This window comes from Xenorhabdus ehlersii (assembly GCF_003610465.1).
GTDB classification, from domain to species: domain Bacteria; phylum Pseudomonadota; class Gammaproteobacteria; order Enterobacterales; family Enterobacteriaceae; genus Xenorhabdus; species Xenorhabdus ehlersii.
The window spans coordinates 82,603-108,930 of record NZ_RAQI01000004.1; the positions used below are offsets into that span (position 1 = coordinate 82,603).

Here is a 26,328-nt window from a genome sequence, read left to right on the forward strand (position 1 = left end):
ACAAAAATGCGGCATATAGCTGTTACGGTAGCACAGAAGATAGTAAATGATAATGTCTGAATTATGTTATGGTTACTGGTTAAGCTATTTAACTGATATGTCTACCTGATTAGTTTCTAATTCAATAAATCAAAACAGATATTTTTCAATGAAAGAACTCGTTTTATCACTTCCAAATGAAAATGCCACAGTTGCATTGGGTAATGCAGTGGCGGCAGTTGGCGATCGCGGCTATGTTATTTATCTATATGGCGATCTTGGTGCGGGAAAAACCACATTCAGCCGTGGTTTTCTGCAAGCTCTTGGCCATCAGGGGCATGTGAAAAGTCCGACTTATACGTTAGTCGAGCCTTATGCTTTACAACCACGGCCTGTCTATCATTTCGATCTTTACCGTCTGGCTGATCCCGAAGAGCTGGAGTTTATGGGGATCCGGGATTATTTCCATCAGGATTCTATTTGTCTGGTGGAGTGGCCCCAGCAGGGCGCTGGCGTTTTGCCTGATGCAGATATTGAGTTGTACCTGAATTATGACAGTGAAGGGCGCCAGGCACGTTTTGTTGCGTTATCTGAATATGGTGAAAGTCTGTTGGATAATTTGAAGTCCTTATGAAGGAATACCCGATCATGAAGAATGCCTTTTTCGTGGATGTGATAAAAAAATGGCGTGCCTATTGGGTGATGGCCTGTGCCTTGTTTTTCATGTTGAGCCAGTTAGTTATGACGGCCGCATCGGCGGCTACGCTGTCGAATATTCATGTGAAGAATGGTCCATCTGAAGCCGTTGTAACATTGGAATTCATTGGTGGACATCCTGATTATCGATTTTTTCCTTTGCATTCTCCTGAGCGGTTGGTGGTGGATATTCATCAACCCAGTAAAATTATTGGGTTACCGATGCGTTTATCTGGCCAGAATCTGGTAAAACTGATACGTTCCAGCCAGCCACCTGATACACATCACCAGCGGGTGGTGTTGGAGTTGGCAGATAAAGCCACAGTTACATCTACGGTGAAAACGTCTACGGTGAAAAATGTCGGCAATAAATCGCAAGTGATGATGACACTGAAAACCAATGGAGTAGTGAACAACTCATCAGTATCGACTAACCATGCCTCACAAAATGAAAGTAAGCGATTACTTACAAATAGTGGTCAACTTACGGGAAAAGAAACTCAGCCTGTATCGAATCACCGTGAGCAAGGTGTGAAGAAACAGGCTGCCCAATCTACGCAAGGAAGAGTGTCCCGCCCGATTGTCGTTGCTATTGATGCGGGGCATGGAGGACAAGATCCTGGGGCGATTGGGCAACGGGGGCTGAAAGAAAAGAATGTCACAATTAATGTTGCCCGTAAATTGGCAGCCCTTTTACGCAATGATCCCATGTTCACGCCTGTGTTGACGCGAAATGGTGATTATTTTATCTCTGTAGCAGGGCGTTCTGAAGTCGCCCGTAAACATAAAGCCAATATATTGGTATCAATTCATGCCGATGCAGCTCCCAATCGCAGTGCCAGAGGTGCTTCTGTCTGGGTGCTCTCCAATCGCCGTGCAAACAGTGAATTGGGGAATTGGCTGGAACAGCATGAAAAGCAATCGGAATTACTGGGAGGTGCGGGAGATGCTCTCGCCAATGGTACTGATCCTTATCTGAGTAAGGCCGTATTGGATTTGCAATTTGGGCATTCACAGCGGGTTGGTTATGACGTTGCCATGCAGGTATTGCGCCAGCTATCCAGAATTGGTTCCCTGCATAAACGTACACCAGAACATGCAAGCCTTGGGGTTTTGCGCTCGCCAGATATTCCGTCCATTTTAGTGGAGACAGGTTTTATCAGTAACGTGTCTGAAGAAGGGTTATTAGGCTCCAATCAGTATCAGGAAAAACTGGCACAGGCTATTCATTCGGGATTACGTCACTATTTTCTGGCTAATCCATTGCAGTCTGCGCCAAAGTAACCAAATATACGCTTATCAGAATAGGTTTGATAGGCTCTGAATTGTAATTAAGGTCAAATTATGGCTATCAAGATATTACCCCCACAATTGGCAAACCAGATTGCTGCCGGTGAAGTGGTTGAACGCCCTTCTTCTGTAGTGAAAGAGTTGGTGGAAAATAGCCTTGATGCCGGTGCAACCCGTATTGATATTGATATTGAACGGGGTGGCGCAAAGCTGATCCGAATTCGTGATAATGGCGGTGGGATCAGCAAGCAGGATTTGACGCTGGCACTAGCGCGCCATGCAACCAGTAAAATTGCGTCATTGGATGATTTGGAAGCGATTGTCAGTATGGGCTTCCGTGGGGAAGCTTTAGCGAGTATCAGTTCTGTTTCAAGGCTGACATTAACTTCCCGCCCTGAAAGTCAGGCGGAAGCGTGGCAATCTTATGCCGAAGGCCGTGATATGGACGTCACGGTAAAACCTGCCGCTCATCCTGTGGGAACAACGGTTGAAGTGTTGGATCTGTTTTATAACACGCCTGCCCGCCGGAAATTCCTGAGAACAGAAAAAACGGAATTTGGCCATATTGATGAAGTCGTGCGTCGAATAGCTTTGGCGCGGTTGGATGTCGCCATTAACCTGAATCACAATGGGAAATTGGTGCGCCAGTATCGTCCTGCTAAAGATGAATCTCAGCATGAACGGCGTCTGGCAGCCATTTGTGGAACCGCTTTTGTGCAACAGGTGCTGGCGTTGTCATGGCAGCATGATTCTTTGTCTATTAAGGGCTGGGTTGTAGATCCGGTGAATACGGCAGTGAGCGAGATCCAATATTGCTATGTCAATGGGCGCATGATGCGGGATCGCCTGATTAATCATGCGATTCGTCAAGCTTATCAGGATTTGATTAAGGGGGAGCAGCAACCCGCTTATGTTTTGTATCTCGAAATCGATCCGCGCCAGGTGGATGTCAATGTACATCCAGCCAAACATGAAGTGCGTTTCCATCAGGCTCGCCTGGTACATGATTTTATTTACCAGGGTGTAGCTGCGGTATTGAAACAACGCGGCACGGGAGATGAATTGGTGCTTGGTTGTCAGGAGAGTGCTACAAGCTGGGTGCCGGAGAATCGCCTTTCTGCGGGAGAAAACCATTTTACCCGCAAGCGTGTTGAACAAGCGGATGAGGCCTCTTCACGACGTCATGAGCATCATGATCGTGGTACGCAACAAATACATCATGGGGAAAGCTACCAGAAAAAACAGGGGGAGTTGTACCAAAAAATGATGCAATTCTCCCCAGAAGAAAAACGCCCGTTATTTCCAGAGCGGGGTGCGCGGGAAGGTGTATCGGTTTCTGCTACTCCTGTGCCATCGGGACAGGGGAAACATAGCTTTGGAAAAGTATTGTGTATCTATGCAGGTTGTTATGCTTTGATCGAATCCCCATCGGGAATAGGGTTGCTTTCCCTGCCAGTCGCTGAACGCTGGCTGAAACAGGCGCAATTGACCCCCGGAGAACAGGGGCTTAAATCCCAGCCATTATTGATCCCGCTGAAACTTGCTCTCAATCAGTCAGAAATGAGTGTCTTAAAGCAGAATAGTGACTTATTAAAGACTTTTGGCATTGAATCGACAGTCGCACATGGAAAAGTAACCATTCATGCGGTATCGTTGCCTCTGCGTCAACAGAACCTGCCGAAACTCTTGCCGGAACTGTTGGGCTATCTTGGGGAACAGTCAGCCGCTTCTGTTGAGCAGGTTGCCAGTTGGCTTTCCCGTCACGTGGATAGCGAGCATGAAACGTGGAACATCGCGCAAGCCGTCCAGCGTTTGGCTGATGTCGAACGCCTTTGCCCTCAACTGGTGGGATCGCCGCCGGATGGGTTATTACAGTTAATTGATTTACAAGCAGTGGTGGCATTCCTTAATCATGAGTGATTTAAAAACTCAACATCTGCCGACAGCCATTTTTATCATGGGGCCGACGGCTTCAGGGAAAACGGCGTTATCGATCGCTTTGCGTCAGCTTCTTCCGATTGAATTAATCAGTGTCGATTCTGCGTTGATTTATCGTGGAATGGATATTGGGACAGCAAAACCTTCCGCAGAAGAGCAGGCACTGGCACCTCATCGTTTGATCGATATTCTTGACCCTGCGGCAGTCTATTCTGCTGCCGATTTTCGCCGTGATGCATTGCAAGAAATGGCAGAAATCACGGCGGCTGGGAGAATACCCCTCCTGGTTGGTGGAACCATGCTATATTTCAAAGCCTTGTTGGAAGGATTATCGCCTTTACCTTCCGCAGATCCCGAGGTTAGGGCGCAGATTGAACAACAGGCAGCAGAGCTGGGATGGGACGCGTTACATCGACAATTACAGGAAATTGATCCCGTTTCTGCGGCAAGGATTCATCCTAATGATCCACAACGTCTTACTCGTGCACTGGAAGTTTTTCGAATTTCGGGTAAAACTCTAACTGAGTTGACTGAAACGTCTGGAGAAATATTGCCTTATCGAGTTCATCAATTTGCGATCGCGCCAGCAAGCCGTGAAATTTTGCATCAGCGTATCGCAGCCCGTTTTGAACAAATGATCAAATCAGGGTTTGAAGATGAGGTAAAAGCACTTTATGCTCGTAGTGATTTGCATACCGATTTACCCTCCATTCGTTGTGTTGGTTATCGTCAGATGTGGTCTCACCTCGCGGGCGAAATCTCTCATGATGAGATGGTTTATCGCGGTATCTGTGCGACACGCCAATTGGCGAAGCGTCAGATTACGTGGCTCAGAAGTTGGGACAATGTGACCTGGTTGGATAGCGATCAACCTAAACAAAATCTAAACACAGTCATGCAGGTTATTAGTACATAAATTCATTGATTGTGTACAATTGATCAGTACCAAGTATCATTTTTGAGTAGTTACTTTTCGAACCAATCGGTTCTTAGTTAAAAACAACAAAATAAGGAAAATATAGAATGGCTAAGGGGCAATCTTTGCAAGATCCATTCCTGAACGCTTTACGACGTGAAAGGGTCCCGGTTTCTATTTATTTGGTAAACGGCATCAAATTGCAGGGGCAGATTGAATCTTTTGACCAATTTGTCATTTTACTGAAGAACACGGTTAGCCAGATGGTTTATAAACATGCCATCTCTACTGTTGTGCCTTCCCGTCCTGTGTCTCATCATGGTAACAACCAGAATGTGCCGACTGGCGTTGGAAATTATCATGCTGGCACTAACCCGGCAGTACAACAGGAAGGCGATGGCGCTGAATAAATCAGCAGCCGTGTCTGAAAATAAAAACATAGGTAGGGAGACTTTACCTATGTTTTTTCTTATCGGATTTTTACTCAGCCTGAGGGGTTGCACCATTGTTTGATCGTTATGAAGGCGGAGAGTTAGCCGTTCTGGTGCATGTTTTCTTCTCACAGGAAAAAGATACGGAAAATCTCAGTGAATTCGAGTCATTGGTGACTTCCGCTGGTGTTTCTCCTGTGCAGATTGTAACGGGAAGCCGGAAGGCACCTCATCCGAAATATTTTGTCGGAGAGGGCAAGGCAGAGGAAATTGCTGAAGCTGTCAAGAACAGCGGTGCAGATGTGGTGTTGTTTAACCATGCCCTCAGTCCTGCGCAGGAACGTAATCTTGAACGCTTGTGCCAATGCCGTGTCGTTGATCGCACGGGGGTGATTCTGGATATTTTTGCCCAACGGGCAAGGACACACGAAGGCAAGTTGCAAGTCGAATTGGCACAATTGCGTCACCTGTCCACCCGTCTGGTTCGGGGCTGGACTCACCTTGAACGCCAAAAAGGGGGGATCGGGTTGCGTGGGCCTGGGGAAACCCAGTTGGAAAGTGACCGCCGTATGCTGCGTGACAAAATCAAACAGATTTTGGGACGCCTTAACAAAGTTGAAAAGCAGCGTGAACAGGGGCGCCAGGCACGTAATAAAGCCGATATCCCAACGGTCTCTTTTGTTGGTTACACCAATGCCGGAAAATCCAGTTTATTCAATAAAATAACTTCTGCCGATGTTTATGCGGCTGACCAGCTTTTTGCCACCCTGGATCCGACACTGCGCCGAATAGAGGTGGATGATGTTGGTACGGTTGTTTTGGCTGATACAGTTGGTTTTATCCGCCATTTACCCCATGATTTGGTGGCAGCGTTCAAGGCGACTTTGCAGGAAACTCGGCAAGCGAGATTATTGCTGCATGTTGTTGATGCGGCTGACCCTCGCTTCGATGAAAACATTATCGCTGTTGACAGTGTTCTTGAAGAGATTGAATCCAATGAGATCCCTTCTCTGATGGTGATGAATAAAATCGATATGTTGGAAGATTTTATTCCCCGCATTGATCGTGATGAAGAAAATCGGCCGGTCAGAGTTTGGTTATCTGCACAAACTGGCGCAGGTATTCCTTTATTATTGCAGGCATTGACCGAGTGCCTTTCAGGTGAAATAGCGCATTATAAATTGCACCTTCCGCCTGAAGCAGGGCGTCTGCGTAGCCGTTTTTATCAGCTTCAGGCCATTGAAGATGAATGGATGGAAGAAAATGGTCAGGTTGGTGTTGAAGTCAGGATGCCAATGGTCGATTGGCGTCGTTTGTGTAAACAAGAACCAAAATTACCCGACTATGTTGTCTGATTGATTGGCGCAAGACAACAAACAAGGTATCATTTTATCCGTCATTTCAAGGTGCTTATAGTCATGGAGTAGCAGAGATGAAATGGCGGTGATGAAATGACTGTGCCAGAATTGCAGTGACAGGTCAGCACTGTCAAAAGTTATCACCCAATAATATTGGTTGCTTACAAAACGATGAAGTTCGTCGTTTCTGCCCACGGAGGCCGCTGTCAAACCTGTCAAGGACAGGCAACGGCCTGTGAAGTGGGAAGCCTCACCCATCTGGGTGGAGAGCAGTCACCTCTGAAAAACCAGTAAAAACTAGAAAGTGGAGCTAAAACATGGCGTGGAATCAGCCCGGTAATAACGGACAGGACCGCGACCCGTGGGGAAGCAGCAATAATAATGGCGGCAACTCCGGCGGCAACAATAAAGGTGGTCGTAACCGTGGGGCAACTGATCTCGACGATCTGTTCCGTAAACTGAGTCAAAAACTCGGTGGTCTCGGTGGAAACAAAGGTGGAAATGGTTCTGGGCAGAACCCTAAATTTGGCGGGCGTCTTATTGGTCTTGCCGTTGCTGCTGCAATTGCTGTTTGGGTTGTAAGTGGTTTCTATACGATTAAAGAAACAGAACGTGGCGTAGTAACTCGATTTGGCAAGTTTAATCATGTTGTACAGCCTGGTTTGAATTGGAAAATGACGTTCATTGATCATGTCAGGGCGGTTAACGTTGAATCTGTTCGCGATTTGGCAACGACGGGGGCCATGCTGACTTCAGATGAAAACGTGGTATTGGCTGAAATGAACGTTCAATACCGTGTTACCGATCCAGCAGCTTATCTTTTCAGTGTTACCAATCCTGATGATAGTTTGCGCCAGGCTACAGACAGTGCCGTGCGCGGTGTTGTTGGCAAATATTCGATGGAAACCAATCTGACGGAAGGGCGTACTATTGTCCGTAACGATACTCAGAAGGTACTGGAAGAGACTATCCGTCCATACAATATGGGTATTACTGTGGTCGATGTAAACTTCCAGGCTGCTCGTCCACCTGAAGAAGTTAAGGCTGCATTCGATGATGTGATCGCAGCGCGTGAGCAGAAGCAGCAAACCATTCGTGAAGCCAGAGCTTACGAGAACGAAGTATTACCTAAAGCGAAAGGTGAAGCACAACGTATTATCGAAGATGCTAAAGCCTATAAAGTTAGCGCAGTATTGAATGCTAAGGGTGAAGTGGCGAGTTTTGCCAAAATCTTGCCTGAATATAAGGCAGCTCCAGAAATTACTCGCGAACGTCTGTATATCGAGACGATGGAACGTGTGTTGAGCAATACACGTAAAATCATTGCAAACGAGAAGAGTAATAACATGCTGCTATTGCCGTTAGATCAAGCGGTTAAAGATCAGGCACAAGTTCAGCAAAATACGTCCAGTAATACAGCAGTACAGAAGATTATTCGTCAGAATCAATCTACGCCACAACGGGAATCTAACACTTATGGTGGTAGCGATAACCTGCGCGGTGATACGGTCAGAATGGGGAGACCATAATCATGCGTAATTCATTTATTGTTGCGATTATTGCGGTATTGGTTGTTCTCTATTCATCAATCTTTACTGTCAAAGAAGGCGAACGTGGCATTGTGTTGCGTTTTAGTAAGGTTGTACGTGATGCAGAGAATAAACCGATCATTTATGAGCCGGGTCTGCATTTCAAAATTCCGTTTGTAGAAACAGTTAAAACCCTTGATGCCCGTATCCAAACTCTGGATATCACGGCTGACCGTTTCTTGACGCGTGAAAATAAAGACTTGATTGTTGACTCTTACTTGAAGTGGCGTATTAATGACTTCAGTCGTTACTATCTGGCAACAAGTAACGGTGATATCAACCGAGCTGAAATGATGCTGAGACGTAAATTCAGTGACCGTTTGCGTTCTGAAATTGGTCGCCTTGATGTACGCGGTATTGTGACTGATTCCCGTGGTCGTTTGACTACCGATGTGCGTGATGCCCTGAATCGGGGAACCCACGAAGAAGATGATGAAACAGATGTCGATAGTGCGATTGCATCTGCTGCGGCCTTGGTAGAAAAAGAGACAAAAGGCAAGCAACCAGCCGTTAATCCAAACAGCATGGCTGCCTTAGGTATTGAAGTTGTTGACGTTCGTATCAAACAGATCAACTTGCCACAGGAAATTTCAGAGGCTATTTACCAGCGTATGCGTGCTGACCGTGAAGCCGAAGCGCGTCTCCTGCGTTCAGAAGGTTCGGAAGAAGCGGAAAAGATCCGGGCTGCTGCTGATAAAACAGCAACTGAAATCAGGGCAGAAGCACAGAGCGAAGCATTGGTATTACATGGTGAAGGTGATGCGGAAGCCACTAAACTATTTGCGGATGCATTCAACCAAGATCCTGAGTTCTATGCATTTATCCGTAGCTTGCGTGCTTACGAGAAGAGCTTCAAGAATAACGGTAATGATGTAATGGTACTCAGTCCAGATACTGACTTCTTCCGTTATATGAAAGCACCTGCGAAGTAAAATCCTGTTAACCCACGGTAAGCCACTGTAAAAAATGACAGTGGCTTTTTTATATACCGCTATCATTACCAATGGTTTATTTATCAGTCCATTTATATAACTAAACGAAATAACAAGAAGTAATAAAAAATACTGAAAGGTGCTAAATGAGATGGTAGAATCCATTTTTAAGCAACCGAGTGAACTTTTGAAATGGGTAAGAACGTTGTCGTATTGGGCACCCAATGGGGTGACGAGGGCAAGGGTAAAATCGTCGACTTGCTGACTGAACGGGCTAAATACGTAGTTCGTTATCAAGGGGGCCATAACGCGGGCCATACACTAGTCATCAACGGTGAAAAAACCGTTCTCCACTTAATCCCATCCGGGATCTTACGTGAAAATGTCATTAGCATTATCGCAAATGGGGTCGTTTTAGCACCAGATGCTTTGATGAAAGAGATGAAAGAGCTTGAATCACGTGGGATTCCTGTACGTGAGCGCCTGCTTATTTCTGAAGCTTGTCCGCTGATCCTGCCTTATCATGTTGCATTGGATAACGCCCGCGAAAAAGCGCGTGGTGCCAAGGCGATTGGTACAACAGGCCGTGGTATCGGCCCTGCATATGAAGATAAAGTCGCACGTCGTGGTCTGCGTGTTGGCGATCTGTTTGATAAAGAAAATTTCGCTGTCAAACTGAAAGAAATCATCGATTACCACAACTTCCAATTAGTTAACTACTACAACGAACCTGCTGTTGATTACCAGAAAACCTTAGATGACATTTTGGCTGTTGCCGATATCCTGACTGGCATGGTAGTTGACGTTTCTGACCTGCTGTATAAAGCAACTCAGAAGGGTGAATTGGTCATGTTCGAAGGGGCGCAGGGTACTCTGCTGGATATCGACCACGGTACCTATCCTTATGTGACTTCTTCCAACACTACTGCGGGTGGCGTTGCAACGGGTTCTGGCCTGGGTCCACGCTATGTTGACTATGTCCTGGGTATCATCAAGGCTTACTCTACCCGTGTAGGGGCAGGCCCATTCCCAACTGAACTGTTTGATGAAACAGGTGAATACCTGCGTCAGAAAGGTCAGGAATTTGGTGCGACTACAGGTCGTAGCCGTCGTACTGGCTGGTTGGATATCGTTGCTATTCGCCGCGCGATCCAAATCAACTCCCTGTCTGGCTTCTGCATGACTAAATTGGATGTGCTGGATGGCTTGAAAGAAGTGAAAATCTGCGTTGGTTATCGCCTGCCTGATGGCACTGTCATTGACACGACGCCATTGGCCGCAGAAAACTGGGAAGGTCTTGAAGCAGTCTATGAAATCCTGCCCGGCTGGGATGAAAGCACTTTTGGCGTGAAAGATCACAGCCAATTGCCACAAGCGGCACTTAACTACATCAAGCGTGTAGAAGAGCTGACAGGCATTCCTGTTGATATTATTTCTACAGGTCCAGATCGTGCAGAAACCATGATCCTGCGTGATCCCTTTGATGCTTAATCGATAGATCGATCTTTTCGGCGCACATAACCGGGCTTATTGCCCGGTTTTTGTTTTCTCCCGTTTTGCTTAATTTTTAAAATACCCACATAATGATGATCAACTAACGAAAACCAATAAACATACATTTTTTGGTGCCAAATAAGCTCCGTGATATTCAGTCTCCCAGAGGTGAGTGTGCAGTTAACCAGTTTTACCGATTATGGATTACGTGCCTTGATTTATATGGCCTCTTTACCAGCAGGCCAAATGACGAATATTACAGAAGTCACTGAAGTTTATGGTGTCTCACGTAACCATATGGTAAAGATCATCAACCAACTGAGTCACTTAGGATTGGTGAATGCTGTCAGGGGAAAAAATGGCGGCATCAGTTTAGGGAAACCTGCTAGCGAGATCAGAATTGGTGATGTAGTTCGCTCATTGGAGCCTCTGTCATTGGTTGATTGTAGTGCCTGTCAAATCACGCCTGCATGTCGCTTAAAGTCAGTCTTGAATCAAGCGGTAGAAAATTTTTTGGAAGAGTTGGATAAACATACTGTGGCCGATATGGTCAAAGACAATCGTCCCCTTTATCAATTACTTTTAGTTAAGTGAAGCAAGGGGATAAACAGCTTGCTGATGACAATAGAGGAATGACGATGTCAAAAGATCCTTTTCAGGAACGAGAGGCTGCAAAATACGAATCTCCTATCCCAAGCCGTGAATACATCTTGGATATCATTTCTAAACATGCCACTCCGGTAAGCCGTCAGGAATTAGCACAGGAACTTCAGTTAACCACTCCAGAAGCTCTGGAAGCACTGCGCCGCCGTTTGCGGGCAATGGAACGTGATGGACAGTTGGTTTTTACCCGCCGGCAATGTTATGCGTTGCCAGAGCGGCTGGATTTATTGAAAGGTACGGTGATTGGACACCGTGATGGCTATGGTTTTCTGCGTGTGGAAGGCCACAAAGAAGATTATTTCCTGCCAGCCGATCAGATGAAAATGGCGATCCATGGTGATGTGGTTCTGGCACAGCCTTTACGACCAGACAGAAGAGGCCGCATTGAAGTGCGTATCGTGCGGGTTTTAGAGCCAAAGAGTAGCCAGATTGTTGGCCGGTATTTTATGGATGCGGGCATGGGATTTGTCGTCCCTGATGATAGCCGTCTCTGTTTCGATATATTGATCCCAAAAGAAGCAACTTGCGGCGCAAGAATGGGTAACGTCGTGGTGGTTGAATTGACAAATCGCCCGACTCGCCGGACTAAAGCCATCGGTAAAATTGTTGAAGTGCTGGGTGAGACCATGGGAACAAATATGGCGGTTGAGATGGCGCTGCGTACCCATGAAATTCCACACAGCTGGCCGCCAATGGTAGAAAAACAGATCGCAGGTTTGGACGAACATGTACCGGAATCGGCCACGCAAGATCGGGTAGATTTACGAGCGTTGCCATTGGTGACGATTGATGGCGAAGATGCACGAGACTTTGATGATGCGGTGTATTGCGAAAGAAAACGGGGTGGCGGTTGGCGATTGTGGGTAGCGATTGCTGATGTCAGCTACTATGTTCGCCCGCAAACCGCTTTGGATATAGAAGCACGCAGCCGTGGAAACTCGGTTTATTTCCCATCCCAGGTTGTACCTATGCTGCCGGAAGTACTGTCTAACGGATTGTGCTCCCTCAATCCAGAAGTTGATCGCCTATGTATGGTGTGTGAAATGACCGTTTCCGCCCAGGGCAAGCTCTCTTCCTATAAGTTTTATGAAGCAGTGATGAATTCACACGCTCGTTTGACCTATACCAAAGTCTGGAAGATTTTGCAGGGCGATCAAGAGTTGCGTGAGCACTACAAGCCGCTGGTGCAACATATTGAGCACCTGCATGAGCTTTATCAGGCATTGGAACATGCGCGTGAACAGCGTGGCGCTATTTCGTTTGAATCGGAAGAAGCCAAGTTTATCTTTAATGCAGAGCGTCGCATTGAGCGTATAGAACCCGTTGTACGCAACGATGCGCATAAACTTATCGAAGAGTGTATGATCTTGGCAAATATTGCCGCTGCTCGCTTTGTTGAAAAACACCATGAACCCGCGTTATACCGCATCCATGATCGACCAAAAGAAGAGAGTATCCTGAATCTACGTTCAGTCTTCAATGAATTGGGATTGAGCTTGTTGGGTGGCTTGACGCCTGAACCGAAAGATTATGCGCAATTGATGAAACAAGTCGCTGATCGACCAGATCGCGAGTTACTGCAAACGATGCTGTTGCGCTCTATGAAGCAGGCGATCTATGAGCCGGAGAATCGGGGGCACTTTGGTCTGGCATTGCGCTCTTATTCTCATTTTACTTCGCCAATCCGTCGCTACCCTGATCTGGCTCTGCATCGTGCGATTAAGTACTTATTGGCACAAGAACAAGAAAAGGGTGCTGTTGAACATCGTGGGACGCCAACAGGGGGTTGGCACAACGATATGGAGCAGATGCTGCAACTGGGTGATCACTGTTCCATGAGCGAACGCCGTGCTGACGAAGCGACAAGGGATGTGGCAGACTGGCTGAAATGTGATTTCATGCAAGATCAGGTGGGAAATGTTTTCACTGGACTGATTACCAGCGTGACAGGCTTCGGTTTCTTTGTCCGTTTGAATGATCTGTTTATTGACGGCTTGGTACATGTTTCGACGTTGGATAACGATTATTATCAATATGATAACGTCGGCCAGCGTTTGATTGGTGAGTCTTCTGGAACAACTTATCGCCTCGGTGATGAAGTAGAGATCCGCGTGGAAGCGGTTCATATGGATGAACGCAATATTGATTTCACCTTACTTTCCACAACTCGCAAAGCGCGTAATCAGGGGAAGACGGAACGAGATAAGGCGAAAAAAGGTACGCCAGAGCGTAAAAATGGTAAAAAAGGCCGTGATCATAAAAAATCGGCCAATTTTGAGCCAGATAGCGCCTTTCGTAAAAAGAAAAGTACGGAAAAGCCTAAGTCAAGCAATAAGAAAAAACCGTCAAGCAAGACTAAAAAAATTGCGGCAAAACTGAAAGCGAAGCGCGCGAAAAAAAGCGCCAGCTAATCGCTAGTAAAAACTAGCCAGCAAAGATTAATCTATACAATCATCAAACAGGGCGGATTTTGCCGCCCACTATTTTTGATATCTTAAAGATATCAGTGAGTCAGGTATCAGTCAGTCATGAGTGAAATTATCTACGGTATCCATGCCGTTAAAGCTTTGCTGGAGCGCGATCCACAACGTTTCATGGAAGTTTATGTGCTGAAAGGGCGTGAAGATCGCCGTTTAACCCCATTATTGCAGGAGTTGGAAGGTATCGGTATTGCGGTACAAATTGCCAACCGCCAATGGTTGGATGCCCAAACAGAAGGTGCCGTCCATCAAGGGATCATTGCCCGCGTCAAGCCAGGACGCCAATATCAGGAAAATGATCTGCCGGATTTGTTATCTCGGCTGGAGCGTCCATTCCTGCTGGTATTGGATGGCGTCACCGATCCACATAACCTGGGGGCTTGTTTGCGTACAGCGGATGCGGCGGGAGTTGACGCAATTATTGTTCCTCGTGATCGCTCAGCACAATTGAACGCTACCGCCAAAAAAGTGGCTTGTGGGGCGGCAGAAAGTGTACCGCTGATCCGTGTTACTAACCTTGCCCGGACACTGCGTTTATTGCAAGAACACAATATCTGGATTGTCGGAACCGCAGGTGAAGCCACACATTCTGTATACGAAAGCAAGTTGATTGGTCCGATGGCTCTGGTGATGGGAGCGGAAGGAGAAGGTATGCGTCGATTGACTCGCGAACATTGTGATGAATTGATCAGTATTCCCATGGCGGGTTCAGTCTCTTCTTTGAACGTATCGGTTGCAACAGGGGTATGCTTGTTTGAAATCGTACGCCAGAGAAGCGTCCGGTAATTCTTTATTGAGTTTTTTGTATTGTACGGGTATAGTGACGCTTCGATTTTTCAGCCGTACTAAACACGTTCCTTGCCTCCATGGGCCACGGCTGACCCTGACAGGAGGCTGAATAATCCGTAAGGAGCAATCTAATGCGTCATTACGAAATCGTTTTTATGGTCCATCCTGACCAAAGCGAACAGGTTCCGGGCATGATCGAGCGTTACAGTGCGACTATCGCTAACGCGCAAGGTCAGATTCACCGTCTGGAAGACTGGGGTCGTCGTCAACTGGCTTACCCAATCAACAAACTGCACAAGGCTCACTACGTTCTGATGAACGTTGAAGCGCCACAAGAAGCGATTGATGAGCTGGAAACTAACTTCCGCTTCAACGACGCCGTTATCCGCAGCATGGTTATGCGCGTTAAGCACGCAGTAACTGAAGCATCACCAATGGTTAAGGCTAAAGACGAACGTCGCAGCCGTGATCTGGTCTTGGAAGAAGACCTGGCTGATGATGCTGATGAAGCTGGGGATTCTGAAGAGTAATTACCGTGACAACCAATCGTTTGGTGCTTTCTGGCACAGTGTGCAAGGCACCGATACGAAGAGTCAGTCCATCTGGTATTCCACATTGTCAGTTTGTGCTTGAACATCGTTCACAGCAGCAGGAAGCCGGGTTCAGCAGGCAATCATGGTGCAGAATGCCCGTTATTGCCAGCGGACAGTTGTTACAGGAATATACTCACAGTATAACGGTCGGCAGTCGAATAACGGTTTCAGGATTCATTAATTCCCATTATGGGCGTAATGGTCTTAGCAAACTGGTTCTACATGCCGAGCAGATTGAATTGATAGATTCTGGAGACTAGCCAAATGGCACGTTATTTCCGTCGTCGCAAGTTCTGCCGCTTCACCGCGGAAGGCGTACAAGAGATCGATTATAAAGATATTGCTACGCTGAAAAACTACATTACCGAAAGCGGTAAAATTGTACCAAGCCGTATTACTGGCACTCGTGCAAAATACCAGCGTCAGCTCGCTCGTGCTATCAAGCGTGCGCGCTACCTGTCTCTGTTGCCTTACACTGATCGCCATCAGTAATAGGCTCAGTCCATTAACGACTTTGAGAGGATAAGGTAATGCAAATTATTCTGCTTGATAAAGTAGCGAACCTGGGTAGCCTGGGTGACCAAGTTAACGTTAAAGCGGGTTATGCCCGTAACTTCTTAGTACCACAGGGCAAAGCTGTTCCTGCAACTAAGAAAAACATCGAATTCTTCGAAGCTCGTCGTGCTGAACTGGAAGCTAAACTGGCTGACGTTCTGGCAGCAGCACAAGCTCGTGCAGAGAAAATCAACGCACTGGGTTCTGTCACTATCGCTTCTAAAGCGGGTGACGAAGGTAAACTGTTCGGTTCTATCGGTACTCGTGATATCGCTGATGCAGTGACTGCGGCTGGCGTTGAAGTATCTAAGAGCGAAGTTCGCCTGTCTAACGGCGTTCTGCGTACTGTTGGTGAACATGAAGTTCACTTCCAGGTACACAGCGATGTATTCGCACAGTTGAACGTTAACATCGTTCCAGAAGCTTAATCGCTGATTAGCTGAAGAACATGTGACGAAAAACGCTGGCATTGCCGGCGTTTTTTGTTTTGTGTCGCAAAAATATGCCCCAAACATAAGGCCTGGTAGCAGTTATACTGCAAGAATTGGTGCCTTACATTATTATTACCCACTTTAACGCGTTTACCCATCCAGACAGTGCTGTTATGCTTGAGCTTTCACTCATTTAATAACAGGTACTTTCATGACAAAACCTTCTTTTGAGTCTATTGAAGCGCGGGCAAGTTACGGTATTGGTTTGCAGGTTGGGCAACAATTACAGGAATCTGGTTTACAAGGGTTAGAACCAGAAGCTCTGTTGGCAGGACTGTGTGATGCGTTGGAAAGCCGTTCTCCTGCTATTCCGGTAGAAGAACTGCATCGTGCGCTACGTGAGATACATGAACGTGCTGATAGCGTTCGTCGTGAACGTCAGCAGGAGATGGCAGAAGAAGGCAAAAAATTCCTGGCAGAAAATATTCATCGTGAAGGTGTAAGCAGCACGGAGTCTGGTCTGCAATTTTCTGTCCTGACACAAGGTGATGGTGCTATCCCTGCCCGTACTGACCGTGTTCGTGTTCACTACACGGGCCGCCTGATCGATGGCACCGTATTTGATAGTTCAGTACAGCGTGGTACACCAGCAGAATTCCCTGTTAGCGGCGTGATCCCAGGGTGGATTGAAGCGTTGACCTTAATGCCAGTCGGTGCCAAATGGGAACTTTATATTCCGCACAATCTGGCTTATGGTGAGCGTGGGGCAGGTGCATCCATTCCTCCCTATAGCACGCTGATCTTCGAAGTGGAATTATTGGAAATTCTGTAACTTATTGAATAGCCGGTTAGCCGGCTATTACCCAAAATCGGTTTCGATTTGCAGCACAGCCAAAAGTTGCAATTTGAAAGCATTAAGGGGATAGCTGAACAATGAATGCAGAGGTGTATGATGCTACAACAGATCTGCCAATTGGCACGGGAAGCAGGCGTGGCGATCATGGAGGTCTATCAGGATGAGCAACCGTTGCAAGTAGAGCATAAAATGGATGATTCACCTGTTACTGCCGCGGATATTGCCGCCCATAAGATCATTAAAGCAGGATTGTTGCGCATTGCACCTGATATCCCGCTGTTATCAGAAGAAGAACCACCGTCATGGGAAGAGCGGAAAAATTGGCAGCGTTATTGGCTGGTTGATCCATTGGATGGTACGAAAGAGTTTATTCGCCGCAATGGCGAGTTTACTGTTAATATCGCATTGATAGAACAAGGTATACCTGTGATGGGAGTTATCTATGTTCCGGTACATAATGTCTTATATTCAGGGCAAGGGCGTCAGGCGTGGAAAGAAGCCAATGGTCAGATGCTTCCCATTAAAGTTATGCCAGCGAAACCGCCAGTTGTGGTAGTCAGTCGCTCTCACAAGGACGATGAGGAGTTGCAAGACTATCTTTCCCAGCTAGGGGTACACGATACACTTTCGGTAGGGTCTTCACTCAAATTTTGTATGGTTGCAGAGGGGAAAGCCCAACTTTACCCACGCTTTGGGCCGACCAACATCTGGGATACGGGGGCCGGTCATGCCATTGCTATTGCTGCGGGGGCGCATGTGACGGATTGGGAAGGGAAAACACTCAATTACACGCCGCGTGAATCCTTTCTGAATCCAGGATTTAGAGTTAGTGTTTTTTGATTCTGAAGCGATACATTAAGGTGATAATGGCTCACAATGGGAGAACCATTATCACTGTTCAGCGTTGAATAGGCTATTTTTCCAATTCTTCTTTAATTAGGCTGATCACATGTGTAATGTCTTCGTTACTTAACTTGCCATCTTTGACGAATTTCACCTTACCATTTTTATCCAGCACAATGATTGCCGAACTTTTGGGTTCCAGTCCCCAAGCCTTTTTAACCAGGCCGTTACTATCGACAATGAATTGTGACCACGGGAACTGTTTTTTGCTGTCTTCGATACTATTGCGAACAAAAACACCAGTGCCAAAAATAGCATCATCAGTATTCATGATGCTGGTGGTTTGATATTTATCCTTAGGTAAATCAGCATCCTTCAATGCTTGAATCAGGGGATCATTCATCTCTTTTGCGGAACTACGACCGGCAATATGCTGGATTGTTCTTACTTTTCCTGACAGTTCAGTACTGCTCCAATTTTGGTAGCTGAACTTACCATCGTTTAGCAACAGCTCACCTTTATCTGTCACACTGATAGCGGGAACAGGTTGTTCTAAGGTGATGTTATGAGCGAACGCAAATATTGGCGTTATACTCAATATTGCAGATAACACGATTCTTGTTAATATATTGTTTTTTAACATATTTATTCCTTATTTATCATGATGTGGCATGTTATCAGGGAATGACATATTCAGCATAGCGCTTGTTAACTGGTCTGTCCTCAATAAAATAAACAATTTAATAACATTTGAGGTGAGATATAAGTAAACAAAAGGGAAGCGTAATATAATACTTATTAATATCATAATGTTACATTAAGGCAGAGATTGAATCTTAATATTGAGGGGAACAAATTTCTATATACGTAGTCTATACAGTTGGCATAACCACGATGCATCTTCTGATTCATTGGCGAGTTATGCAGCAGCAATAGATAGAATAGTACCGTAAGAAGCATGGGAGGAAAAAACAGAGATGAAAATCTTTCGCCATTATAACCCTGTGAAAATTGCTCTCTACGTAAAAACCCTATTTCGTGGGCGGTTATATATTAAGGACATGGGTGCTTTTGAATTCAATTATGGAAAGATCTTACCCCCGAAAATCAGAGATAAACGCCATTTCCATGTAATGAGTGAAGTCAATCAGCAAGTATTGCGCTTACAGACCGAAATAGGGTGATTGTTTGTAACTGCTCATCGACTAATGGTAATAAAATCAATACATAACATTAGTATAATAAACGGCCTTGTGGCCGTTTATTGATTGTGTGTTATCAATAAACTCAATTTAATATTGATATTGGCACCGCAGGTATTAGCATATCGGGACAGGGTTCTTATGCTAGTCTCCATCGGATTTCCTTCCAGCCGAGTAATGGCAGAGGGTGAAACGCCCAATTTCTTGACCAATTCTGATTTAGACAAACCCGCGTTTGCACGCATTTGGTATAGCAACTCTATAATACCTGGCTTTCGTCTGGATCGTTATATGTCTGGATAGCTTCTGGGGTGTTTAACATTTCTGATTTCAGTTGTTCAAAATCAATACCGTTTATTTGTTCATCTCCTTCAGCCGTTTTCTGGCTATTTCTATCGCACCAGTCGGTGTTTTTTGTGTTTTCTTCACAAATGCATGGAGTAGATAAATTCTCTGGCTATACACAGGAGGAGGCGTTAACTCAATAGAAAAATTTCACTTTTTGGAGAAAATTTGTATAAATATAACACAATGCAGGGTTTGCTACTGGTTGGGGGCAGATGCTGATTGATCGTATTTCAGGTAGCTAGCCCAACGGTCATACCATTGGGCTAACTCAATCAGCTAGTTTCTAAGTGTCGGTGGGAAGCAGATCCCAGTACCACCTAAGCCACAATACCCTTCAGGGTTTTTGTGGAGATATTGCTGGTGATAATCCTCGGCAAAGTAGAATGGCCCCGCTTCGCGAATTTCCGTCGTGATAGTGCGTTGGTCGTTATTTTGCACCAGCGCTTGCTGATATTGGTCTCGGCTGGCAATGGCCTGTTCATATTGTTGTGATGAAACCGTGTACAGAGCGGAACGATATTGAGTACCAATATCACCATGTTGACGCATACCTTGGGTAGGATCGTGATTTTCCCAGAACAGGGTAATTAGTTGCGAATAGGTAATTTGGGTTGGATCAAATACGATCCTGACCACTTCTGCATGGCCTGTTAATCCAGTACACACTTCTTCATAAGTTGGGTTTGGCGTAGTGCCGCCGCTGTAACCCACGGAAGTGGTGTAAATTCCTTCCTGTTGCCAGAAAAGGCGTTCCACACCCCAGAAACATCCCATTCCTACATAGGCAATTTCCATATTTTCAGGAATGTTCTCTATCGCATGCTGCGTGATGGCATGGTAGGGTGATACGGTTAATGGAGTGGTTCTACCCGGTATGGCCTCTGGCGCAGAAACAGGTTGTCTTTCATTGGTTGAATTTGGCAAGATTCCCTCCTGTATATTCAAAGTCTTATGATTATATGTTGCTTGTATATTGTTAAAACTTTACCAGAATTAATTCATTGCGGCATTTTTATATTGTTGAATTTTATTCAACAGAGAGATAAATATTAGGAGTTCGAGTGTCACGATATCCCCTCATAGGTGCGCTTTGTGTCTTTATCGTCACTCCATCGGCTTATAGTGCAAATTTACGATTGAAACTAGAAGGTCTTTCTGGAGAATTAGAAAAAAATGCCAGAGTGCAACTTTCCAATATCAGTACTGATGAAGTTTCTCCTGATGGCCGTTTTCGTGCACGTGTGGAGAAAGCGATACGACAAGGGCTTCGTCCATTAGGATATTATGAATCCACCGTTGAATTTACCTATCAGGAGAACACGCCGCCTGCCCGTCCTGTTTTAACTGCAAAGGTAACGCTTGGTGAACCTGTGCGAGTGGCTAAAGTGAATGTTGATTTGGAAGGCGGTGCTAAAACAGATAAAGACTATGCCATCCTGATTAAAAAAAATATGCCCAAAGACGGGACCATACTTAACCACGGTGAATATGAAGATTTTAAAAATTCATTGACGAATCTGGCGGTTAAGAAAGGCTATTTTGATGCCGTCATGAAAAAAAGTGAGTTGGGGGTAGCAAAAGATCTGCACGAATCTATTTGGGATTTTGATTTCGATAGCGGGCAACGCTATCGTTTTGGTCCTGTGACATTCTACGGATCGCAAATTCGTGAAACCTACCTGAATAACCTTATTCCTTTTAAACCAGGTGAATACTATACCTCTGAACAATTAGCCGAATTTAACCGCCGTTTAGTGGATACCGGATGGTTCAACTCTGCGGTTGTTGTACCCGATTTTAAAATAGGGCGTGAGAGTAAGGATAAGTTATTACCATTAAATGCGTCCTTAGTGCCTCGGTCTGCCAACTATGTTGAATTGGGGGGAGGTTATGGAACGGATGTCGGGCCTCGTGTTCAGACAAAATGGAAAAAACCGTGGCTTAATTCCCGTGGACACAGTTTGAGTACCAGCCTTAACCTTTCTAGACGCGATCAAATCATTGACGCATCCTACAAAATGCCGCTTAAAGTTAACCCACTGGAAGAATATTATCAGCTACAAACGGGTTATAGACGTAAAGATATTAACGATACCATTTCGGATACGGCAACCTTAAACCTTTCCCGTAATTGGGATCGTTTTACGGGGTGGCAGTACAGCGTGAATCTGCGCTGGAGCCTTAGCCACTTTACTCAGGCTAACGTAACCAATACCACTATGCTGCTTTATCCGGGATTTAGTCTCAGCCGTATTCGCCAGCGTGGCGGCACAATGCCTTATTGGGGAGATAGCCAGCGTTACTCGATTGATATTTCTGATACAACCTGGCAGTCGAATGTCGATTTTCTCGTATTACAGGCTCATCATGTCTGGATAAGAACGTATCGGGAGAATCACCGTTTTGTGGTACGGGCAGATTTGGGCTGGATAGAGACTAGTGAATTCGACAAGGTGCCACCGGATCTCCGTTTCTTTGCTGGGGGGGATCGCAGTATTCGTGGCTATAAGTACCAGAAAATCTCACCGAAAGATAGTGCGGGAAAATTAGTCGGGGCATCAAAGCTGGCGGTTGGTTCGTTAGAATATCAATACAATATTTATGGCAATTGGTGGAGTGCGTTGTTTGTCGATTCCGGTGAAGCGGTGGATGACATTAGAAAGAGTAATTTTAAAACTGGCGCGGGAATTGGCGTGCGCTGGGCGTCACCGGTAGGGCCGATAAAATTTGATTTGGCAACGCCAATTGGAGATCCAGATAGTCATAATGTTGAATTTTATATTGGTTTAGGGGCCGAACTATGAAGTGGGCAAAAAGGGTTAGTATTGCTTTCCTGCTGATTATTGGCCTGTTATTAGTGGCAGTTGTCGGACTGGTTGGCACTGAAACTGGTTTGCATTTGGTGATCAACAGTGCGGCACGTTGGGTTCCTGGATTGGATATTGCGAGTGTCAGCGGAGGTTGGCGTGATTTAACGTTAAAAGGCGTCAAATATCAGATGCCAGGCGTTAACGTTAATGCAGATAATTTACATCTCTCTATCCGGCTCTCCTGCCTGAAACACAGCCAGGTGTGCGTCAATGCATTGACAACTGAAGGGGTCACTGTTGCGGTGAATACCGCTGAACTTCCGCCATCGGCTCCTGTTACTGAATCAGAACCATTGACTGAATTGCAAACACCGTACCCTATCTCACTGGATTTGCTTTCTTTGAAAAATATTCATGTGCAGGTAGATGGTATCGCTATTGCATTGGATGAGTTTAAAACGGCTGCCCAGTGGCAGGAAAAACGACTGATATTAAAACCTACGGAAATTAATAGATTGCTGGTGGCATTGCCAAAAAGCACATCTGAAAAAATCGGTACAGCGCAAAAAATTGAGCAGCAGGCTGGAGCGGAAAAACCTCTGGGTGAAACGTTGAAGGCGTTGTTTGCCCAACCTCTGTTAGCGGAGTTACCTACTGTTCCCATTCCTCTTGATATCACGCTGGAGGGTATCCACGGCAGCCAGCTTCATTTGACAGGGGATACCGATATCAAGATTAACGATTTGCGGCTACAGGCCAGCAATCATGGGCAGGCAGTCGAGATAAAAACGTTAAGCGTACAGGCACAGGAAGGCTCACTGGCGATACGGGGGACGGCAAAGCTAGCCGAAAAATGGCCAGTTAACCTGGTGGTTAAGAGTAAGGTCAATGACTTAAATCATATCAATCTGGATGACTTAAAAGGGCAACAGATTGATTTAACGTTAAAAGGTGCGTTGTTACAGCAGCTTAATCTCGCATTGGATCTTTCCGGCCCTGTCGCTGCCAATTTGGATGCTCAGACTGAATTGGCAACAGCAGGCTTGCCTGTTCGCCTGACATTGAAAAGCCAGCAACTGCAATGGCCACTTAAAGGCAAACCAGAATATCAGCTTGATGGCATCAAGTTGCGCTTAAATGGTCAAGCCAGTCACTACGCTCTTTCCCTTCGCTCGGATATTAAGGGAAACGATCTTCCACCGGCATCGTTGATGCTGGACGCAAAAGGCAATGAAGAATTGCTGAGGTTAACGCGCTTACGTTTGGCCACCTTGCAGGGGAAAGCCGATATTGCCGGCGTGGTTGATTGGAGTAAAGCCATCAGTTGGAATACCAGGCTCATTTTGGATGGCATCAATACGGCCAAACAGTGGCCGGAATGGCCTGCCAGAGTAGATGGTCAAATAGCCGTACGTGGCAGCTTGTATGGAGGAAGCTGGCAGCTTCAGATCCCTGAAATTACCCTTGATGGTCATGTGAAGCAGAATGCTATCAAAGCGCGTGGTAAGGCATCGGGTAACGCCGCGGGACAGTGGGATATTCCTCAATTCGATCTTACCGTTGGGCGTAATACGTTGAATGTACAAGGGCGGCTTACGGATAAGGCGTGGAAACTCGATGGTGAAATTAATGCACCGCAATTAACTGGCTTATTGCCGGGGCTGGCTGGCTTTATTACGGGTGAAGTCAAATTGCGAGGTAATATGCAAGCCCCGCAAATCGTGGCAGATTTGAATGCACGTGGGTTACGTTGGCAGGATGTGCTAAGAGTGGATAGCGCCGCGATCAAAGGTGATGTACGTTCGGCTGAACAGATCCAGGGTCAGTTATCGGTTGTTGTGCGGCAATTGCAGCAAGCGGATTTAACGATCAAGAGCTTGACGCTCAACGCGAAAGGCACAGAAAGGAAGCATGATTTACAACTGAAAATAGAAGGAACACCGGTATCAGGCCACTTGGCACTTAAGGGCAGCTTTGATCGTCAAAAGGAGCACTGGCAAGGCAGTATCAACAATACTGACTTTAATACGCCTGTCGGTGAGTGGCGTTTAAGTAAGGCGATAGCCATTGATTATTTCAACTTGCAGCAAAAGGCCATAGTGGGAACCCATTGCTGGCTTAATCCCAATGCTCATCTTTGTATCTCAAAACCTATTGAGGCAGGAACTAGCGGTCATGCACAAGTGGCACTTGAACGCTTTGATCTGGCTATGATCCAGCCATTCCTTGATAAAAGCACCCAACTTAAGGGGCTATTTAACGGTAATGCGGAGATCAGATGGACAGCAGGGCAGGGGTTGCCTCAGGCAAAAGTGACCCTTCAAGGGAATGGGGTACAAGTTCGTCAGGTTGTGGAAGGTAATACATTACCGATTAATTTTGAAACGCTGACCTTGCATGCAGGGCTGGCAGATGGCAAGGCTAATTTGGCATGGCTATTTAAATTGGCTGGCAATGGGCAGTTAAAAGGCGATGTGCAGGTCGCTGATTTAGAAGGTAGCCGAAAATTAGCGGGTAATGTCGATATTCAAGCACTTTCCTTAGGGTTGGTTAAACCCATTTTGGGTAAAGGCGAAAAAGTAGAGGGAGGATTAAATGCGAATTTACGTATTGGTGGCAAAGCCAAAGATCCACTGCTATTTGGTCAACTTAACGCTGATGCCCTGCAAATGAGTAGCCATTGGCTTCCGTTCGATATTACCCAAGGTCAGTTAGCCGTGCATTTTGCCGGTACTAGTTCTGATTTGCATGGCATGGTTAGAACCCCTGAGGGGCAACTCAACCTGAATGGTTATGCTGATTGGCGCAACTTAGATGCATGGTACGCCAGAGTGACAGCCGATGGTGATAAGTTACGTGTCACTGTTCCGCCGATGGTAAAGGTGAATGTCAGCCCAAATTTGGTGCTGGAAGCAAAACCAAACCTGTTGAAACTCGACGGTAATGTGGATATTCCGTGGGCACGTATTACGGTTCAGGAGTTACCAGAATCAGCGGTAGGTGTTTCTGCTGATGAAGTGATGCTAAATAACAATCTCCAGCCCATCGAGAAGAAAAAATCACCTACTTTGATTCAAAGCAACTTAAATGTTCATATTGGCAATGATGTGCATCTGAGTGCATTTGGTTTGAAGGCGCAGCTTAAAGGAAACTTGAAAGTCCTTCAGGATAAGCAGGGATTGGGCTTGAATGGCCAGATTGATATCCCGGAAGGGAATTTCCATGCTTATGGGCAAGATTTGCAAGTGCGTAAGGGAACAATTATGTTCTCTGGCCCGCCAGATCAGCCATTGTTGAACATTGAAGCTATCCGTAATCCAGAATCGACAGCGAACAAAGTCATCGCGGGTGTGCGTGTTACCGGATTGGCAGATAAACCGAAAGTAGAAGTTTTTTCTGATCCGGTAAAATCACAACAGGAAGCCTTGTCTTACTTGTTACGTGGTGAAGGATTGGAAAAAGGGGATTCTGACAACTCGCAAATGGCGGCTATGCTGATTGGATTGGGGATTGCCCAGAGTGGCCAATTAGTCGGTAAGATTGGGGAAACTTTTGGCGTTTCTGATTTGGCTTTAGATACTCAAGGGGTAGGTGATAAATCTCAGGTAGTTGTCAGTGGCAGAATTACCAACAACTTACAAGTGAAGTATGGTGTGGGTATTTTTGATTCTTTGGCGACGTTGACGTTACGTTATCGTGTGATGCCAAGATTGTATCTGGAAGCGGTATCTGGTATTGATCAGGCTTTAGATCTGCTCTATGAGTTTGAGTTTTAAAGATGCGAGTTATTGTTTATGGCAGCCTGAGGCGAAAACAAGGCAATCATCACTGGATGACGGATGCCCAATTGTTGGGAGAGCACAGATTAGAAGGTTATGAAATTTATGATCTGGGGCACTATCCGGCGGTTGTCCGTGGCGAAGGAACCATTGAATGTGAAGTTTATCGTATTACGCCATCCATCCTGACAGAATTGGATGAGTTGAAAAAAAACGCTCAGGAGTACGAAAGGGAACTGATTGAAACACCGTATGGCAAGGCCTGGATCTACCTCTACAAATTACCTGTTGAGGGATTGCACCGGATAACCTGTGGTGACTGGCTGAAACGCCATGAGAAAGAGTAAAAATTAGAC

At 45.9% G+C, this 26,328-nt stretch carries 25 protein-coding genes and 1 pseudogene; 22 read left to right on the plus strand and 4 right to left on the minus strand.

The window, feature by feature from the left end:
- The first annotated feature begins 148 nt into the window (after window positions 1–148).
- The 18 genes from tsaE (at window position 149) to cysQ (ending at window position 17,830) form a co-directional block, all read left to right on the plus strand.
- Entirely contained in the window at window positions 149–613 is a 465-nt protein-coding gene (gene tsaE, locus BDE27_RS13285) for a tRNA (adenosine(37)-N6)-threonylcarbamoyltransferase complex ATPase subunit type 1 TsaE (protein WP_099132668.1), read from the plus strand.
- Window positions 614–627: 14 nt separating this feature from the next.
- Window positions 628–1,959, plus strand: a complete 1,332-nt coding sequence (gene amiB, locus BDE27_RS13290; RefSeq protein ID WP_244208790.1) for an N-acetylmuramoyl-L-alanine amidase AmiB — start codon at window positions 628–630, stop codon at window positions 1,957–1,959.
- 60 nt (window positions 1,960–2,019) lie between these two features.
- Window positions 2,020–3,885 (plus strand): DNA mismatch repair endonuclease MutL, encoded by a 1,866-nt coding sequence (gene mutL, locus BDE27_RS13295; RefSeq protein ID WP_099132666.1) that lies wholly within the window; start codon window positions 2,020–2,022, stop codon window positions 3,883–3,885.
- Window positions 3,878–4,819 (plus strand): tRNA (adenosine(37)-N6)-dimethylallyltransferase MiaA, encoded by a 942-nt coding sequence (gene miaA, locus BDE27_RS13300; RefSeq protein ID WP_099132665.1) that lies wholly within the window; start codon window positions 3,878–3,880, stop codon window positions 4,817–4,819. The genes mutL and miaA overlap by 8 nt, the downstream gene beginning before the upstream one ends.
- A gap of 107 nt (window positions 4,820–4,926) precedes the next feature.
- Window positions 4,927–5,229: an RNA chaperone Hfq gene (gene hfq, locus BDE27_RS13305; protein WP_099132664.1), complete on the plus strand. Its 303-nt coding sequence runs from the start codon at window positions 4,927–4,929 to the stop codon at window positions 5,227–5,229.
- A 95-nt stretch (window positions 5,230–5,324) separates the two neighbouring features.
- Window positions 5,325–6,605, plus strand: a complete 1,281-nt coding sequence (hflX, locus tag BDE27_RS13310; protein WP_099132663.1) for a ribosome rescue GTPase HflX — start codon at window positions 5,325–5,327, stop codon at window positions 6,603–6,605.
- 320 nt (window positions 6,606–6,925) lie between these two features.
- The gene (hflK, locus tag BDE27_RS13315; RefSeq protein ID WP_099132662.1) at window positions 6,926–8,137 is read left to right on the plus strand and encodes an FtsH protease activity modulator HflK; all 1,212 of its coding nucleotides are present in this window, start codon (window positions 6,926–6,928) and stop codon (window positions 8,135–8,137) included.
- Between the two features lie 2 nt (window positions 8,138–8,139).
- Window positions 8,140–9,129, plus strand: a complete 990-nt coding sequence (gene hflC, locus BDE27_RS13320; RefSeq protein ID WP_099132661.1) for a protease modulator HflC — start codon at window positions 8,140–8,142, stop codon at window positions 9,127–9,129.
- A gap of 192 nt (window positions 9,130–9,321) precedes the next feature.
- Window positions 9,322–10,620, plus strand: coding sequence for an adenylosuccinate synthase (locus BDE27_RS13325; RefSeq protein WP_099132660.1), 1,299 nt, complete (start codon window positions 9,322–9,324; stop codon window positions 10,618–10,620).
- Window positions 10,621–10,797: 177 nt separating this feature from the next.
- On the plus strand, window positions 10,798–11,217 hold the full coding sequence (gene nsrR, locus BDE27_RS13330; RefSeq protein WP_099132659.1) for a nitric oxide-sensing transcriptional repressor NsrR: 420 nt from the start codon (window positions 10,798–10,800) through the stop codon (window positions 11,215–11,217).
- A gap of 44 nt (window positions 11,218–11,261) precedes the next feature.
- Window positions 11,262–13,697, plus strand: coding sequence for a ribonuclease R (gene rnr / locus BDE27_RS13335; RefSeq protein ID WP_099132658.1), 2,436 nt, complete (start codon window positions 11,262–11,264; stop codon window positions 13,695–13,697).
- 117 nt (window positions 13,698–13,814) lie between these two features.
- Window positions 13,815–14,552 (plus strand): 23S rRNA (guanosine(2251)-2'-O)-methyltransferase RlmB, encoded by a 738-nt coding sequence (gene rlmB, locus BDE27_RS13340; RefSeq protein ID WP_099132657.1) that lies wholly within the window; start codon window positions 13,815–13,817, stop codon window positions 14,550–14,552.
- A gap of 134 nt (window positions 14,553–14,686) precedes the next feature.
- On the plus strand, window positions 14,687–15,085 hold the full coding sequence (gene rpsF / locus BDE27_RS13345; RefSeq protein WP_099132656.1) for a 30S ribosomal protein S6: 399 nt from the start codon (window positions 14,687–14,689) through the stop codon (window positions 15,083–15,085).
- A 5-nt stretch (window positions 15,086–15,090) separates the two neighbouring features.
- Window positions 15,091–15,408, plus strand: coding sequence for a primosomal replication protein N (priB, locus tag BDE27_RS13350; protein ID WP_074021066.1), 318 nt, complete (start codon window positions 15,091–15,093; stop codon window positions 15,406–15,408).
- A 4-nt stretch (window positions 15,409–15,412) separates the two neighbouring features.
- On the plus strand, window positions 15,413–15,640 hold the full coding sequence (gene rpsR / locus BDE27_RS13355) for a 30S ribosomal protein S18 (RefSeq protein ID WP_000135199.1): 228 nt from the start codon (window positions 15,413–15,415) through the stop codon (window positions 15,638–15,640).
- Window positions 15,641–15,678: 38 nt separating this feature from the next.
- A complete protein-coding gene (rplI, locus tag BDE27_RS13360) occupies window positions 15,679–16,131 on the plus strand; it encodes a 50S ribosomal protein L9 (protein ID WP_099132655.1) in 453 nt (150 codons plus the stop codon).
- A gap of 214 nt (window positions 16,132–16,345) precedes the next feature.
- The gene (gene bamJ, locus BDE27_RS13365) at window positions 16,346–16,966 is read left to right on the plus strand and encodes a BamJ family beta-barrel-assembly machinery protein (RefSeq protein WP_099132654.1); all 621 of its coding nucleotides are present in this window, start codon (window positions 16,346–16,348) and stop codon (window positions 16,964–16,966) included.
- A gap of 120 nt (window positions 16,967–17,086) precedes the next feature.
- Window positions 17,087–17,830, plus strand: coding sequence for a 3'(2'),5'-bisphosphate nucleotidase CysQ (cysQ, locus tag BDE27_RS13370; protein ID WP_167450613.1), 744 nt, complete (start codon window positions 17,087–17,089; stop codon window positions 17,828–17,830).
- Window positions 17,831–17,903: 73 nt separating this feature from the next.
- Here the strand turns inward: cysQ and BDE27_RS13375 are convergent, their stop codons facing one another.
- On the minus strand, window positions 17,904–18,476 hold the full coding sequence (locus BDE27_RS13375; protein ID WP_099132652.1) for a YtfJ family protein: 573 nt from the start codon (window positions 18,474–18,476) through the stop codon (window positions 17,904–17,906).
- 334 nt (window positions 18,477–18,810) lie between these two features.
- On the opposite strand from BDE27_RS13375, the gene BDE27_RS13380 reads away from it, so the two are divergent.
- Window positions 18,811–19,017 (plus strand): DUF1107 domain-containing protein, encoded by a 207-nt coding sequence (locus tag BDE27_RS13380; RefSeq protein WP_099132651.1) that lies wholly within the window; start codon window positions 18,811–18,813, stop codon window positions 19,015–19,017.
- A 77-nt stretch (window positions 19,018–19,094) separates the two neighbouring features.
- On the opposite strand, the gene BDE27_RS13385 is transcribed toward BDE27_RS13380, so the two are convergent.
- The 3 genes and pseudogenes from BDE27_RS13385 to msrA form a co-directional block, all read right to left on the minus strand.
- Window positions 19,095–19,280 (minus strand): helix-turn-helix domain-containing protein, encoded by a 186-nt coding sequence (locus BDE27_RS13385; protein ID WP_244208791.1) that lies wholly within the window; start codon window positions 19,278–19,280, stop codon window positions 19,095–19,097.
- A 109-nt stretch (window positions 19,281–19,389) separates the two neighbouring features.
- Window positions 19,390–19,485, minus strand: a pseudogene (locus BDE27_RS13390) (type II toxin-antitoxin system RelE/ParE family toxin); the annotation flags it as partial.
- 174 nt (window positions 19,486–19,659) lie between these two features.
- Window positions 19,660–20,307: a peptide-methionine (S)-S-oxide reductase MsrA gene (gene msrA, locus BDE27_RS13395; protein WP_099132650.1), complete on the minus strand. Its 648-nt coding sequence runs from the start codon at window positions 20,305–20,307 to the stop codon at window positions 19,660–19,662.
- 137 nt (window positions 20,308–20,444) lie between these two features.
- On the opposite strand from msrA, the gene tamA reads away from it, so the two are divergent.
- The 3 genes from tamA to BDE27_RS13410 are packed head-to-tail and all read left to right on the plus strand — an operon-like array spanning window position 20,445 to window position 26,319.
- On the plus strand, window positions 20,445–22,187 hold the full coding sequence (gene tamA / locus BDE27_RS13400; RefSeq protein ID WP_099132649.1) for an autotransporter assembly complex protein TamA: 1,743 nt from the start codon (window positions 20,445–20,447) through the stop codon (window positions 22,185–22,187).
- Window positions 22,184–25,969, plus strand: a complete 3,786-nt coding sequence (gene tamB, locus BDE27_RS13405) for an autotransporter assembly complex protein TamB (RefSeq protein WP_099132648.1) — start codon at window positions 22,184–22,186, stop codon at window positions 25,967–25,969. The genes tamA and tamB overlap by 4 nt, the downstream gene beginning before the upstream one ends.
- A gap of 2 nt (window positions 25,970–25,971) precedes the next feature.
- On the plus strand, window positions 25,972–26,319 hold the full coding sequence (locus BDE27_RS13410) for a gamma-glutamylcyclotransferase family protein (RefSeq protein ID WP_099132647.1): 348 nt from the start codon (window positions 25,972–25,974) through the stop codon (window positions 26,317–26,319).
- Window positions 26,320–26,328 lie beyond the last annotated feature (9 nt).

Coding starts and splice junctions, on each gene's coding strand:
- tsaE (WP_099132668.1), top strand. CDS start 149: ATGAAAGAACTCGTTTTATCACTTCCAAATGAAAATGCCACAGTTGCA.
- amiB (WP_244208790.1), top strand. CDS start 628: ATGAAGAATGCCTTTTTCGTGGATGTGATAAAAAAATGGCGTGCCTAT.
- mutL (WP_099132666.1), top strand. CDS start 2,020: ATGGCTATCAAGATATTACCCCCACAATTGGCAAACCAGATTGCTGCC.
- miaA (WP_099132665.1), top strand. CDS start 3,878: ATGAGTGATTTAAAAACTCAACATCTGCCGACAGCCATTTTTATCATG.
- hfq (WP_099132664.1), top strand. CDS start 4,927: ATGGCTAAGGGGCAATCTTTGCAAGATCCATTCCTGAACGCTTTACGA.
- hflK (WP_099132662.1), top strand. CDS start 6,926: ATGGCGTGGAATCAGCCCGGTAATAACGGACAGGACCGCGACCCGTGG.
- hflC (WP_099132661.1), top strand. CDS start 8,140: ATGCGTAATTCATTTATTGTTGCGATTATTGCGGTATTGGTTGTTCTC.
- BDE27_RS13325 (WP_099132660.1), top strand. CDS start 9,322: ATGGGTAAGAACGTTGTCGTATTGGGCACCCAATGGGGTGACGAGGGC.
- rnr (WP_099132658.1), top strand. CDS start 11,262: ATGTCAAAAGATCCTTTTCAGGAACGAGAGGCTGCAAAATACGAATCT.
- rlmB (WP_099132657.1), top strand. CDS start 13,815: ATGAGTGAAATTATCTACGGTATCCATGCCGTTAAAGCTTTGCTGGAG.
- rpsF (WP_099132656.1), top strand. CDS start 14,687: ATGCGTCATTACGAAATCGTTTTTATGGTCCATCCTGACCAAAGCGAA.
- rpsR (WP_000135199.1), top strand. CDS start 15,413: ATGGCACGTTATTTCCGTCGTCGCAAGTTCTGCCGCTTCACCGCGGAA.
- rplI (WP_099132655.1), top strand. CDS start 15,679: ATGCAAATTATTCTGCTTGATAAAGTAGCGAACCTGGGTAGCCTGGGT.
- bamJ (WP_099132654.1), top strand. CDS start 16,346: ATGACAAAACCTTCTTTTGAGTCTATTGAAGCGCGGGCAAGTTACGGT.
- cysQ (WP_167450613.1), top strand. CDS start 17,087: ATGCTACAACAGATCTGCCAATTGGCACGGGAAGCAGGCGTGGCGATC.
- BDE27_RS13375 (WP_099132652.1), bottom strand. CDS start 18,476: ATGTTAAAAAACAATATATTAACAAGAATCGTGTTATCTGCAATATTG.
- BDE27_RS13380 (WP_099132651.1), top strand. CDS start 18,811: ATGAAAATCTTTCGCCATTATAACCCTGTGAAAATTGCTCTCTACGTA.
- BDE27_RS13385 (WP_244208791.1), bottom strand. CDS start 19,280: ATGCGTGCAAACGCGGGTTTGTCTAAATCAGAATTGGTCAAGAAATTG.
- tamB (WP_099132648.1), top strand. CDS start 22,184: ATGAAGTGGGCAAAAAGGGTTAGTATTGCTTTCCTGCTGATTATTGGC.
- BDE27_RS13410 (WP_099132647.1), top strand. CDS start 25,972: ATGCGAGTTATTGTTTATGGCAGCCTGAGGCGAAAACAAGGCAATCAT.